We start from the raw sequence: 13,289 nt of genomic DNA on the forward strand, positions 1-13,289 counted from the left end.
TACGCTGCACGCTACCCTAGGGAATCCCCCGATGACGCCTGTCCGTCGCACGCCTGCCATCGCGCGCCGCCTTCGCCGCCTCGTGGCGGCCGCCCTGCTGTCGATCCCGCTGGCGCTGTGCGCCGCCACCGTCGAAGGAGTGGGCATCCGGCCGATCACCTTCCCGGACCCGGTCAACCAAAGCCACACACCGGGATTCGTGTTCTACCCCGCGTCCGAGCCGACGCACGGCACGACCACCTTCGGCCCGTACGACGTTGCCGCCAAGCCCGGTGCCGCAGCCGCGCGCGGCGCGTGGCCGCTGGTGGTCATCTCGCACGGGCATGGCGGCTCGGACCTGGGCCATCACGACCTTGCCAGCTACCTCGCGCGGCACGGCTTCGTCGTCGCCACCTTCGAGCAACCCGGCGACAACTTCCACGACCAGAGCGGGTCGGCCACGTCCAGGGTGCTGGTGGGACGCGCCATCGAAGTGCGCACGGTCATCGACACGGTGCTCTCGGACGCGCGCTGGAAAACGCTGGTCGATCCGGCGCGCATCGGCGTGGCCGGTTTTTCCGCGGGCGGCTACACCAGCCTGCTCGTCGTGGGCGCCAAGCCGCGATTCGATCTTTTCATCGGCTACTGCCACCGCCACCCGGACGACATGGAGACCTGTGGCCCGGCGAAGCAGCTCACGCCCGAGGCGGCCGAAGCCTACCTGGCGGATATCCAGCACGACATCGGCCGCTGGGGCGACACCGCCGACCCGCGCGTCAAGGCCGCCTTCGTGATGGCGCCGCTGTCGCTGATCTTCGACAAGGCCGGCGCCGGCGCGATCGATCGGCCGGTCGACCTCTGGTATGGCCAGCACGACCAGGTGCTGTTGCCCCCGGAAAACGCGCTGCACCTCGCGCCGCTTGTTCCCACCCTCGCTCACGTCAACGAGGTGCCGAAGGCGGACCACTGGGTCTTCCTGGCCCCCTGCTCGGCGGCGCTGGCGAAGAGTGCTGGCGAGATCTGCAAAGACCCGCCGGGCGTGGACCGCGCAAAGGTGCACCAGCGCATCAACGCCGACGCCGTGGCCTTCTTCCGCAAGACGCTGGGCACGCACTGACATGCCCAAGGCGCTCAGCGAGCAGGACGCGGAAGCCTTCCGCGAACGCATCTGCCAGGCGGCGGCGCGGTTGTTCGTCGAGGAAGGCCCTGCCGCCGTCAGCATGCGCCGCATCGCAGCCGAGCTCGGCTGCGGCACGATGACGCCTTACCGCTACTTCGCCAGCAAGGAGCAGATCGTCACGGCCGTGCGCACGCGGGGCATGCACCGGTTCTCCGAGGCGCTGGAGCGCGCGCTGGACACGCCGGGAGATGGCCGCACGCGCAGCCGCGCGGTGCGCGATGCCTACGTCGCCTTCGCCCGCCGCGAGACGGCCACCTACCGGCTGATGTTCGAATATCCCGAGCCCCGCCGCGACGACCCGGCCTATCGCGAAGCCCACGCGCGCATGTGGCGCACGATCGCCGCCCACGTCGAGGTGCTGGTGGCCGAAGGCGCGGTGGAGGCCGACGCGCCGCTGCTGGGTCACCAGATCTGGGCGGCGCTGCACGGCGCGGTGATGCTGGAGATTGCCGGTTTGTTGCCCGAAGGCTTCGACGCCGCCTCGTTGCATACCCGCACCGCCGGCACGTTGTTCGAAGCGGCGCGGCCCGGCCGCGCTCAGTCCTGATCGGCGCCTTCCCTGCGCCGGTGCAACGCCCAGACCATCACGTAGCTGATCACCATCAGCAGCAGCCACGACCCCAGCTTCGACACCGGCACCATCGACCAACCGTGGCGCTGCGCCGGATAGAGCCAGGCGCGGCTGAATGTGCCCACGTTCTCCGCCAGCCAGATGAACAGCGCCACCAGCACGAAACCCAGCAGCAACGGCATGCGCCGGTGCACGCGGCGGATGCGGTAGTGCACCCGGGTGTGCCGGAACAGCCACGCCAGCGCGGCGAACAGCAACACCCGGGCGTCCGGCAGGTAATGGTGGGTGAAGAAGTTGAGGTAGATCGCCAGCGTCAGCGCCGCGGCCGGGGCAAAGCCCGGGTGGCCGGTGAAGCGGAAATCGAACAGCCGCCAGGCGCGTGCGATGTAGCTGCCGACCGAGGCGTACATGAAGCCGGAGAACAGCGGCACCCCGCCCAGGCGCAGCAGCGAGGGCTCCGGGTACGTCCACGAGCCCACCGCCGTCTTGAACAGTTCCATCAGCGTGCCGACCACGTGGAACAGCGCGATCACGCGCGCCTCGCGCGGACTCTCCAGCCCGCTCGCCAGCAACGCCAGCTGGATCCCGACCGCCGTCAGCGTGATGAAGTCGTAGCGCGCCAGCGGCGCATCGGGCGGATACCAGCGCCACGACGCCAGCAGCAGCGTCACCATCAACCCGCCGAACAGGCAGGCGGAGGCCTGTTTCGCCCCGAAGCAGAGGAATTCGTAGGCAAAGGTCGCCGTCCGCCCGCGCCGGGAGACCCGCTGGCCGACCCACCGTTCCAGCCCGCGCCAACCACGCCGCCTGCCCCGTACGCCCCCGATCGCTTCCATCGCCCGCTCCCGAGCCAAAACGCCGAGCCTCAAGGGGAAAGCGGCCCGCCGCGTGGCAAGACGCGGCCCGATCGGCGATAATTGGCGGTCATTTCCCCGCCTTTCTCTGTCGGACCGCTCCCGCGGCCCGCGGACGCCCTTAGGGAGCCGAAGCATGCAGTACATCTACACCATGAACGGGGTCAGCAAGATCGTTCCCCCGAAGCGCCAGATCATCAAGGACATCTCGCTCAGCTTCTTCCCCGGCGCCAAGATCGGCCTGCTGGGCCTCAACGGTGCGGGCAAGTCCACGGTGCTGCGCATCATGGCCGGCGTCGACAAGGACTTCCAGGGCGAGGCCCGCCCGCAGCCGGGCATCAAGGTCGGCTACCTGGCGCAGGAGCCGCAGCTCGATCCGGACAAGACCGTGCGTGAAGTAGTCGAGGAAGGCGTGCACGAGATCCTCGATGCGCAGAAGCGCCTGGAAGAGGTCTACGCCGCCTACGCCGAGGAAGGCGCCGACTTCGACGCGCTCGCCAAGGAGCAGGAGAAGCTGGAGAACCTGCTCGCCGCCAACGACGCCCACGCGCTGGAACGCCAGCTCGAAGTGGCCGCCGACGCGCTGCGCCTGCCGCCGTGGGACGTCAAGGTCGGCCCCCTGTCCGGCGGCGAGAAGCGCCGCGTGGCGCTGTGCCGCCTGCTGCTTTCCAAGCCCGACATGCTGCTGCTCGACGAGCCGACCAACCACCTGGACGCCGAGTCGGTCGAATGGCTGGAGCATTTCCTGCAGGACTACCCCGGCACCGTGGTGGCGGTCACCCATGACCGCTACTTCCTGGACAACGCCGCGGAGTGGATCCTCGAGCTCGACCGCGGCCGCGGCATTCCGTGGAAGGGCAACTACACCGAGTGGCTGGAGCAGAAGGACGCCCGCCTCAAGCAGGAAGCCCAGCAGGAGAAGTCGCGCCAGAAGGCGATCGAGAAGGAGCTGGAATGGATCCGCTCCGCCGCCAAGGGCCGCCAGTCCAAGGGCAAGGCGCGCCTGAACCGCTTCGAGGAACTGAACTCGGTCGAGTACCAGCGCCGCAACGAGACCAACGAGATCTTCATCCCGCCGGGCGAGCGTCTGGGCAACGAAGTGATCGAGTTCAAGAACGTCAGCAAGTCCTTCGGCGACCGCCTGCTGATCGATGACCTGTCGTTCAAGATCCCGGCCGGCGCCATCGTCGGCGTGATGGGCCCCAACGGCGCGGGCAAGTCCACGCTGATGAAGATGATCATGGGCAAGGAGCAGCCCGATTCGGGCGAAGTCAAGCTCGGCCACACGGTCAAGCTCGCCTACGTCGACCAGTCGCGCGACGCGCTCGATGCGAAGAACAACGTGTGGCAGGAAGTGTCCGGCGGCTCGGACATCCTCACCATCGGCAACTTCGAGATCCAGTCGCGCGCCTACATTGGCCGCTTCAACTTCAAGGGCACCGACCAGCAGAAGATCGTCGGCAACCTCTCCGGCGGCGAACGCGGCCGACTGCACATGGCCAAAACCCTGCTGCAGGGCGGCAACGTGCTGTTGCTCGACGAGCCGTCCAACGACCTGGACGTGGAAACCCTGCGCGCGCTGGAAGACGCGCTGCTGGAATTCCCCGGCTGCGCGGTGGTGATCAGCCATGACCGCTGGTTCCTGGACCGCATCGCCACGCACATCATCGCCTTCGAGGGCGACTCGCACGTGGAGTTCTTCCCCGGCAACTACAACGAGTACGAAGCCGACAAGAAGCGCCGCCTGGGCGACGACGCCGGCCCGAAGCGCGTGAAGTACAAGAAGCTGGCCTGAGCGAATAGCCCCTGCACGCGGGGCGCCCTGTTCCCTCTCCCCTCCGGGGAGAGGGTTGGGGTGAGGGGCCGCTCTAGCGCGGCAGCACCATCAAGCAAAAAAACAACTACACACCCAACGAGGAACCCCCGTGCACTTCATGCAGTCCCTGCACCAGGCATGGCAGCGCAACAACTCCCTCGTCTGCGTCGGCCTCGACCCCGAGCCGGCCAAGTTCCCGGCGCACCTGCGCGACACTCCCGACGCGGTCTACACCTTCTGCCGCGCCATCGTCGACGCCACCGCCGACCTCGTCTGCGCCTACAAACCCCAGATCGCCCACTTCGCCGCCCTGCGCGCCGAAGACGCGCTCGAACGCCTGATCGCCCACATCCACGAAGCGCACCCTGGCATCCCGGTCATCCTCGACGCCAAGCGCGGCGACATCGGCTCGACCGCCCAGCACTACGCCACCGAAGCCTTCGAGCGCTACCAGGCCGACGCCGTCACCCTGAACCCCTACCTCGGCCGCGATTCGATCCAACCCTTCCTGGACCGCGCCGACAAGGGCGTGATCCTGCTCTGCCATACCTCCAACCCCGGCGCCGCCGACCTGCAGGACCTGATCGTCGAAAGCACCAACGGCGAACGCCTGCCGCTCTACCAGCACGTGGCCCGCACCATCGCGCGCGACTGGAACACCCACGGCAATTGCGCGCTCGTCACCGGCGCCACCTGGCCCGAACAACTGGCGCAAGTCCGCGCCCTGGTCGGCGACATGCCCCTGCTCGTCCCCGGCATCGGCGCGCAGGGCGGCGACGTCGAGGCCGTCCTGCGCCACGGCCGCACGGCCGACGGCAGCGGCCTGATGATCAGCTCCTCGCGCGCCATCCTCTACGCCGGCAACGGAGAGGACTTCGCCAGCGCCGCCCGCAGGGCCACCGAAACCCTGCGCGACCAGATCAACCTCTGCCGTTGAGTGTGCCTGGGCTTCGTCCTGCGCCACCCTCCGGACTCGCCCGCGCTCTCACCGCCGATCCGCCATTCCACCGCGAGCAAGGCCTACGTCGGCCCAAGGGCATGGCTGATGGCACGCTGATGTGGAGCCCCTAATCTGCCGGCTCGCCAAATGGACAAGGAGCGGAGATGGCAGGCAGGCACTGGGTGATAGCGGGGATCGTCGTGGTCGCAGGCATGTTCGCCATGCCACCACGGGCACGTGCCCGGGACCAAGACACCGTAATGGCGATCATGCCGGTCTTCGGCCAGCTCGTGGCCTGGCGCATGCCGACAGGCTTCCATCGTGCGAACGAGGAAACACAGGGCACCCACTACCGGTTCGAGGCGCTGCGCAACAAGGAAACCGGCGAGGGCTGGTCGCAACGCATCACCCTGGAGGCCGAGGCCAGTGCTGCCTCAGACATGAACCGCACGCCCCTGGACGTCGCAAGCGATATCGCAACCGGATTCAAACAGCGCTGTCCGGACTCCTACTACGGCATCGAGCTGGACCCTCCCGCCGTCGACGGCTACGAGGCCTATGCAGCCGTGGCCGGCTGCGGCCAGTTGTCGGGAGGCAAGACGGCGCACGCCGAGACTGCGTTGATCGTGGTCGTCAAGGGCGCGCACAGCTACTACACCTTGCAGTGGTCCGAGCGCGACCGTGCGCAGGCAACGCCACCGCGGATCGATGCCGACCTCTGGTCCGGTCGCCTGAAGGAGCTGCTGCCCATCACACTGTGCGACGAGGTTGCCGGGGAGAAGCCGCCCTATCCCTCCTGCGTCGCACGCATCAGGGCGCATACCGGTCCAGCGACAACATCGGCCCGCCGCAACCACCGATCGACCGATACGGCCGAGGTCGAGGCCCGCTGGGAAGCCATCGGGTTCACGATCACCCTCCAGCACTACCTGTCCACGCTGGCCGCCGCCTGTGACGCGCTGCCTGATGCGGCCGCACAGCCCAAGGGCCTGCTCCAGACGTGGCAGGAGCGCGGCCGGAACGGGTCATTCCTCGACGCCAGCCGGATGTACCAGACCGCGCTGGTGACCGCGGTACAGAAGTCCAATGGCGAGGAAGCGGCGCAACGCATTCTTGCCAACCAGATGGCACTGGTGCGACAGCAGGGGGACGATGAGGCCAGCAAGCTCCTCGGTGACGACCTATCGCGGCGGGCCGAAACCTGTCGCCAGGTCCGGGCCGACCTCGCCGCGGGGCAATACGATATCGGCCGGGACCTGCCGATGTACGCCACACTGGACACCCTGGTCCGGGAGCTGGACGGGGGCGGCGGCGGCTTGTAGGCATGCGGCATGCACTTTCTGCCTGCCGGGCACCCGCAGAACGCATGCACAGCGAGCGGCAACAAAAAGGCACCTGACTCATGGCCACAGACCTTTCCTTCATCGAATACATCGTCGAGCAATCCGGGCTCGATGACCGCATCACCTTCAAGCGGATGTTCGGCGAGTACGGGATCTACATCGACGGAAAAGTGGTCGCATTCGCATGCGACAACAGCCTGTTCGTCAAGTCGGCAAATGCCACCGCGGAGCTGACGGCAAGCCTGCCGCGCCGCCCGCCCTACCCCGGTGCCAAGCCCTATCCGGTCGCGGACGAGTTGCTGGACGATTCGGACCGGTTGCAGGCGTTGCTGCTGGCCACCGCGAATGCCATGCCCGAGCCCAAGCCGAAGAAACCCAGGAAAGGCCGGGAGTAATCACGACATCGCGGGAAGGGGCGGTCAGTTTGCCGGGTGGCACAACGAGCGCCACGCCAGTCCGCTGTCAGAACTGGTCGCTCGCCGGTACCCACGAACTTGAACTGCTCGGCGGCACGCGCGCGGGCGGAGGCGCCGGCTCGACACCCTCGCAACCGGGCGGCAGCGGACCGCCGCTGACGCGCGCTGCGGCGCATTGCGCCGCGTTGTCCAGCTTGATCGGCGCCGCGGGCACGGCGGTCGACGTGGCTTTCGCCGCGCTGCTGGAGGCGGTGGGATCGAGCGATTTCACCGGCGCCAGGTTCAGGCGCTTGTAGAGATCCGGATCCTTGGCGGCCTTCGCGGGCGGGTCGCCGCCGCAGCCGAACAGCGCGATGGGAAACAGCGGGCTGACCTTGCAATTGAGCCGCACGCCGCGCGGCAGGTGGAATGTGTGCTTGATGGTGGTCTTCTCGACCGCGTGGCGCAGGGCGGTATCGATGGAGCTCTCGCCTTCGGGCGCCCAGTCGTCCTCGAAGCGGGTTGGCTTGTAGCCGATGTCGGGTGCGCGATGGTCCATGATTTGGGTGTCGCCGTGCGGCTTGAGCTGGATGTAACTGCCCAGCCGGCCCCGCTGGGCGCCTTCGGCGGCACCCGGTTGCGCCTTGCCTTGCTTGCCTTCGCCCTGCCCCTTGCCTTGGCCGGTTTGCGGCGCAGGTGCGCCGTTCGCGCTCGCGGTTTCGGATGCACCCTCGCGGGCGCCGGGGGTACCGGTGTCGCTGCCTTGCGGCGTGGCCTCGGGGGCGCTGGCCGGTGCGTTCTCCTGCGCGGTGGCACTACCGGGTTCTGTGGCGGCGCTCTCCCCGGCGGGGGTTGACGGTGCGGCGGCTTCGGCCGATGCCGGCTCGGTCGACGGCGTGGTCGCGATCTGCGGGCGGGCCAGGATGACCGGGGCCGCGGACGAGGTCGCCTTGGGTACGTCGATGGCGGGCGCGGACGGTTGGGGCACCGCCGGTGCGGCCGTCGTCTCCAGAGGTACGGCAGAGAGTTGCGGTTCGGCGAGCTGGATGCTGGGCGCCTGCACGCGCGGGCGTTCGCGCGGCACGAGTGGCGCGGGTGCGCTGACCTGCGGCGCCAGGTTGATGGTCGGCGCGGCCTGCGCCGGCAGCGGGATGGCCTCGACCTGGGGCGTGGCCGGCGCGGCGGGCGGTTGTGGGCGGACCAGGTCCACGGTACTGGGTGGCAAGGCTTTCGGCGGCGCGACCTGGTCGAGCGCGATGCTCGGCGTCGCGACCGGCGGGGTCGCTTGGGCGGGCACGGCGGGCATCGCCAGCGAAGGCGGCGTGGGCATCGGCCGGTTGCCTTCGGCCTGCGGCTTGCGCACCGGCTCGGGCTGGAACTTCGGTGGCACCGGGCGCACCGTCGGCGGCGTGGCCAGGTTGATCCGTGGCGGCGTGCCAGCCAGCGGCACGGGCGCGAGGTCCTGCGTCGGCTGCGGACGCGGCAGCGTGAGTGGCGGGGGCGGCGCGGCGGCCTTGGCAATCTGGATGGTCGCCTTCGGTGCGGTGATCGTGATGACCGGCGTGTCGGGTCTGGAAGGCGTCGGCGTCGGTGTCGTGCTGGGTGCGCGCCGGGCCTGCACCGCCGCGGTGGTGCGGGTGTTCCCGCGGTGGCGCGGCCCGATCCGCTTGGGCGGCGTGCCGCGTACGGGCGGCGGGGGCGGCGGCTCGGGCTTGTCGATCAGGCGCACCTGCAGCGGCTCACTCTTGTGTTCGGGCTCCTGCAGATCGTAGGCGGGCCCGAGGATGGCGCCGAACAGCACCATGAGGTGCACCAGCAGCGTGCCGGCCAGCCCGGCGATGCGCAGGGCGCGATCGCGTGGCCGCTCGGCACGTCGACGACGGTAGACGATGGCTTGTGCCGCCGCCTCGCGTGGCGAGCGCAGCATGAGGACCGGGTGCGCTTTGGCGGGCGAGTCGCTCGGCTTGTCCGCGGGTGGCAGGGGCATGGGCAAAGTGTAGCTTGCGGGGTGGAAGGGCCGTGCGCGGTGAACGGGATCCAGCGTTCGTTTGGAAGCGGCTTGGGGACGGTGGCCTTTCCCGGGGGTCGGAAATCATCACAGGTCGCGGGATGGGATCCCGGGCAAGGCGCCTCAGGGCTTGCGGCAGTGCGTCGGCGGCGGCTTGCCGGCTTGCCGTGCTTCATCGCATTCGGCATCGACTGCGCGCGCGGGCGTATCGACCGGGCAGCCGTGCGGCAGCGGCTTGCCGGCGCGGTAGAGGGCGATGCATTCGGACAGCTTGCGCCTGGGCGGAGCCAGTTCCTTCGCCAGCGGGGCCGGCGCCATGTCGAGCCGTTCGTCGCCATCCTTCTTCGAGGGCGGCGCGGGCGGCATGGTGCAATCGGGCGTGGCGATGCCGAACAGCGTCCTGCACTTGAGGTGGATGCCGTGCCCGAGGTTCACCGACTTGTGCTCGTTCGTGTGGGTCGCCCTCAGCGCCCGGCGCACGGCCTGGCCGGCGAGGGTCTCGTTGGACGACGGGAAATATTCCTCGAAGCGCGTGGCCTTGTACTTGATCGGGTTGTCGTGGCTCATCACCTGGCTGTCACCCTGCGGCATGCGCTGCACGTAGCCGGGTATCGGTGATGCGGTGGTCGCCGCGCTTGCGGGGAGCACGGGCTGGCCGGTGCGGTCGTACAGGCGTGGCGTCGTGGGAGCCGGGGCGGTGGCCGGCGCAGGCAGGCTGACCGTCATCGCATCCTTGCGTGGTCGCTCGCGCGAGGGGGACGGCGGTCGCGTGGGCAACGGCGGTTCCGGCACGGCGGGTGGTGGTGCGGGTGACGCCGTGCGTGGCCGCGCGATCAGGCGCACCTGCAAGGCACTGCCCAGCCGCGCCTGGACGACCTCGCGCGTGGGACGAGGCTGCATCTCCCACCATGCGACGATGGCGAACAGGACGTGCAGCCCCAGCACCAGCGCAAGCGCGAGACGGAAACGCCAGGGCTCGCGCGGCGGCGTCCGCTCGCGCCAGGCGCGCAGCAGCGCACGAGTGTCCTCGTCCAGCGGCGCCAGTCCTGGGCGTGGCGACGGGGCGAGCCAGCGATGCGGTTCGAGCTGCGGCGGGGAAACGATGGAAGGAGTTCCTTGCTTGGGGAAGCAGGCCGTCAACGCGCCCGCCTTCGCAAGACCGTCACGTTTCCAAGGGGTTCCCGCCCGCATTGCCGCTTGACCGCGCGGGCGGATCGCTCAAGGCTACACAGGCGGCACCCGCCGCACCCCGCCATGACCGCCCCCGCCCGCACTTGCGCGCCTGAGGACGACCATGACGGCCCGCCATCGTCAGCCGCCATGCGCGGCCTCGTGCGGCGCCGTTCATGCCGATGCGAGTCCGCGCCCTGCTCAAGGAGGGACGTCTCGTGTCGTACAGCACGGAAAACATCCGCAACATCGCGCTCGCCGGCCATGCCGGCACCGGCAAGACCACGTTGTTCGAGGCCCTGCTGCATGCCGGCGGCGTCATCCAGACGCAAGGTTCGGTCGAGCGCGGCAGCACCCAGTCCGATACCGACGCGCAGGAGAAGGCGCGCGGGCATTCCATCGACAGCGCGATCGCGAGCATCGACCGCGACGGCTGCCACATCAACCTGATCGACACGGCCGGCTACGCGGATTTTCGCGGCGCCACGCTGTCCGCCTTCGCGGCGGTGGAGACGGTGGCGATCGTGGTCAACGCCATCAACGGGATCGAGCACGGCACCCGCCGCATGATGGAGCGGGCGCGGGAACGCCGCCTGGCGCGCGTGCTGGTGGTCAACAAGATCGACTTCGAAGGCGCGCGGCTGGGAAAGCTCGTCGATGCGTTGCGCGAGGAGTTCGGCCCCGAATGCCTGCCGGTGAACCTGCCCGCCCAGAGCGGCAAGCTGGTGCTCGACTGCTTCTTCCACAACGAGGGGGCCACCGACTTTTCCTCGCTCGCCGCGGCACACCAGCAGATCGTCGACCAGGTGGTGGAAATCAACGAAGCCACCATGGGCGCCTACCTCGACAGTGGCGAAGGCGCGCTCAGCCGCGAGCAGTTGCACGACGCGTTCGAGCAATGCCTGCGCGAGGGTCACCTGGTGCCGATCTGCTTCGTCAGCGCTCGCACCGGCGTGGGCGTGAATGAGTTCCTGGACGTGGCGGGGCGCCTGCTGCCCAATCCGGCCGAGGGCAACCCGCCGCCGTTTGTCGATGGCCAGGGCGAGGCGATCACGGTCGATGGCGATCCGTCGAAGCACGTCATCGCCGACGTCTTCAAGATCGTCAATGACCCGTTCGTCGGCAAGCTGGGCGTGTTCCGCATGTGGCAGGGCACGATCCGTCGTGACACGCAGCTGTTCGTCGACGATGCGCGCAAGTCCTTCAAGGTCGGCCACCTGTTCCGCCTCAACGGCAAGGCGCACGTGGAGATCGACCAGGCGATCCCCGGTGACATCGCAGCGGTGGCCAAGGTGGAGGAGATCCACTTCGATGCGGTGCTGCACGACTCGCACGACGAGGACGGCATCCACCTCGCGCCGATGGACTACCCGCAGCCGATGTTCGCCCTGGCGCTCGCGCCGCGGCACAAGGGCCAGGAGCAGAAGCTTTCGCAGGCGCTGGCACGGTTGGCTGAAGAAGACCCCTGCCTGCGCATGGAACACCACAAGGAGTTGAACGAAACCGTGGTGCGCGGACTGTCGGAGCTGCATCTGAAGGTGATGCTCGAGCGCATGCGCGAGCGCTACGGCGTGGAGGTGGACACGCACCCGCCGCGCATCGCCTACCGCGAGACCATCGCCGCGCACGCGGACGGCCACCACCGCCACAAGAAGCAGACCGGTGGCGCGGGGCAGTTCGGCGAGGTGTTCCTGCGCGTGGACCCGCTCGATCGCGGCGCCGGCTTCGAGTTCGTCGACGAGGTCAAGGGCGGCGTGATCCCCAACCAGTTCCTGCCGGCGATCGAAAAGGGCGTGCGCCAGGCGATGGAGCTCGGCGCCGTCGCCGGCTATCCGATGCAGGACCTGCGCGTGACCGTGTACGACGGCAAGTACCACCCGGTGGATTCGAAGGAGGTGGCGTTCGTCAGCGCGGGCAGGAAGGCGTTCATGGATGCGGTCGGCAAGGCGCGGCCGATCGTGCTCGAGCCGATCGTGGACGTGGAGGTGGCCATTCCCGAGGCCAGCGTGGGCGATGTCACCGGCAGCCTGGCCGGGAAGCGCGCACGCATCATGGGCACCGATACGCAGCGCGGCGGCGAGTTGCTGATCCGGGCGCAGGCACCGCTGGCGGAGTTGACCGACTACCCGACCGAACTCAAGGCGATGACCGGTGGGCAGGGGCGATACAGCCTGGATCTGTCGCACTACGAGGCGGTGCCGCCGCCGGTGCAGAGGCAGCTCAGCGAGGCGTGGAAGCCGCATGTGGAGGAGGACTGAAGTCCGGGGCAGGGGCTCCCCCATCCGCCTGTCGGCACCTTCCCCCGTGGAACGGGGGAAGGCTCGCTAGCCGTATCGCCTCACGCATGATCCTTCCCGCGCGCGCGGGGAAAGGTGCCCGCAGGGCGGATGGGGGGAAGCCTTGCGGGAAGCCTCACCGACTCAAGCCGCCAACGCCTCGATCACCGCATTGGCAAACGCCGGGATGTCGTCCGGCTTGCGACTGGTGATCAGGTTGCCGTCGCGCACCACCTCGCGGTCTTCCCATTTCGCTCCGGCGTTTTCCAGGTCCTGCCTGAGCGAAGGCCACGAGGTCACCTTGCGCCCGTCGACCTGTCCGGCGTTGATCAGTGTCCACGGCCCGTGGCAGATCGCCGCCACCGTCTTGCCGGCTTTCGCGAACGCCTGCACCAGCTTGACCGCGGCCGGCTGCGTGCGCAGCTTGTCGGGATTGATCACGCCGCCGGGCAAAACCAGCGCATCGAAGTCGGAGACGTCGACCTCCTCCAGCTTCATGTCCACCGGCACGCTGCCGGCCCAGTCGCCACCCTTCCAGCCCTTGATCTCCTTGGCGTCGCCCGGCGCGATCACCTGCACGTCGGCGCCGGCCTCCTCCAGCAGGCGCTTGGGCTCGGTGAGCTCCGAATACTCGAAACCGTCGGTGGCGAGCACGGCGATGGCGCGGCCGTTGAGCTTCTTCGATGGCGTCATGGCGATCCTCCTGCGAATGAAGCAGGGAGGATGGCGCCTCGTGCATGCGCAGGACGTCTTGCGC

11 protein-coding genes are annotated in these 13,289 nt (G+C 68.9%); 7 read left to right on the forward strand and 4 right to left on the reverse strand.

The genetic code is table 11. The annotated features are described in order from the left end of the window. Nucleotides 1–31: 31 nt before the first annotated feature. Together ACFWZ4_RS05310 and ACFWZ4_RS05315 are read left to right on the forward strand one after the other, a co-directional pair. The gene (locus tag ACFWZ4_RS05310) at nucleotides 32–1,096 is read left to right on the forward strand and encodes an alpha/beta hydrolase family protein (protein WP_439703667.1); all 1,065 of its coding nucleotides are present in this window, start codon (nucleotides 32–34) and stop codon (nucleotides 1,094–1,096) included. Nucleotide 1,097: 1 nt separating this feature from the next. Then, the gene (locus ACFWZ4_RS05315; protein ID WP_439703668.1) at nucleotides 1,098–1,706 is read left to right on the forward strand and encodes a TetR/AcrR family transcriptional regulator; all 609 of its coding nucleotides are present in this window, start codon (nucleotides 1,098–1,100) and stop codon (nucleotides 1,704–1,706) included. Here the strand turns inward: ACFWZ4_RS05315 and ACFWZ4_RS05320 are convergent. Then, a complete protein-coding gene (locus ACFWZ4_RS05320; RefSeq protein WP_439703669.1) occupies nucleotides 1,697–2,566 on the reverse strand; it encodes a DUF817 domain-containing protein in 870 nt (289 codons plus the stop codon). The genes ACFWZ4_RS05315 and ACFWZ4_RS05320 overlap by 10 nt on opposite strands. Nucleotides 2,567–2,720: 154 nt before the next feature. Here ACFWZ4_RS05320 and ettA point away from each other — a divergent pair, with 154 nt between their 5' ends. The 4 genes from ettA to ACFWZ4_RS05340 all read left to right on the forward strand — a co-directional run bounded on the left by ettA (nucleotide 2,721) and on the right by ACFWZ4_RS05340 (nucleotide 7,078). Continuing rightward, complete coding sequence (gene ettA / locus ACFWZ4_RS05325) at nucleotides 2,721–4,379, forward strand: energy-dependent translational throttle protein EttA (protein ID WP_439703670.1); 1,659 nt, start codon at nucleotides 2,721–2,723, stop codon at nucleotides 4,377–4,379. A 130-nt stretch (nucleotides 4,380–4,509) separates the two neighbouring features. Then, nucleotides 4,510–5,337 (forward strand): orotidine-5'-phosphate decarboxylase, encoded by an 828-nt coding sequence (gene pyrF / locus ACFWZ4_RS05330; protein WP_439703671.1) that lies wholly within the window; start codon nucleotides 4,510–4,512, stop codon nucleotides 5,335–5,337. A gap of 263 nt (nucleotides 5,338–5,600) precedes the next feature. Beyond that, a complete protein-coding gene (locus ACFWZ4_RS05335; RefSeq protein ID WP_439703672.1) occupies nucleotides 5,601–6,662 on the forward strand; it encodes a hypothetical protein in 1,062 nt (353 codons plus the stop codon). 80 nt (nucleotides 6,663–6,742) lie between these two features. Next, nucleotides 6,743–7,078, forward strand: a complete 336-nt coding sequence (locus tag ACFWZ4_RS05340; protein ID WP_439703673.1) for a TfoX/Sxy family protein — start codon at nucleotides 6,743–6,745, stop codon at nucleotides 7,076–7,078. A gap of 67 nt (nucleotides 7,079–7,145) precedes the next feature. Here the strand turns inward: ACFWZ4_RS05340 and ACFWZ4_RS05345 are convergent, their stop codons facing one another. Beyond that, entirely contained in the window at nucleotides 7,146–9,065 is a 1,920-nt protein-coding gene (locus ACFWZ4_RS05345; protein ID WP_439703674.1) for a hypothetical protein, read from the reverse strand. A gap of 144 nt (nucleotides 9,066–9,209) precedes the next feature. Then, the gene (locus ACFWZ4_RS05350; protein ID WP_439703675.1) at nucleotides 9,210–10,226 is read right to left on the reverse strand and encodes a hypothetical protein; all 1,017 of its coding nucleotides are present in this window, start codon (nucleotides 10,224–10,226) and stop codon (nucleotides 9,210–9,212) included. Nucleotides 10,227–10,474: 248 nt separating this feature from the next. Between ACFWZ4_RS05350 and fusA the strand changes: the two genes are divergently transcribed. Continuing rightward, nucleotides 10,475–12,514, forward strand: coding sequence for an elongation factor G (gene fusA / locus ACFWZ4_RS05355; protein ID WP_439703676.1), 2,040 nt, complete (start codon nucleotides 10,475–10,477; stop codon nucleotides 12,512–12,514). 162 nt (nucleotides 12,515–12,676) lie between these two features. On the opposite strand, the gene ACFWZ4_RS05360 is transcribed toward fusA, so the two are convergent. Beyond that, entirely contained in the window at nucleotides 12,677–13,225 is a 549-nt protein-coding gene (locus ACFWZ4_RS05360) for a type 1 glutamine amidotransferase domain-containing protein (RefSeq protein WP_439703677.1), read from the reverse strand. Between the last annotated feature and the right edge of the window lie 64 nt (nucleotides 13,226–13,289).

The organism is Frateuria sp. GZRe12 (assembly GCF_051900535.1).
Taxonomy (GTDB): Bacteria; Pseudomonadota; Gammaproteobacteria; order Xanthomonadales; family Rhodanobacteraceae; genus Frateuria_A.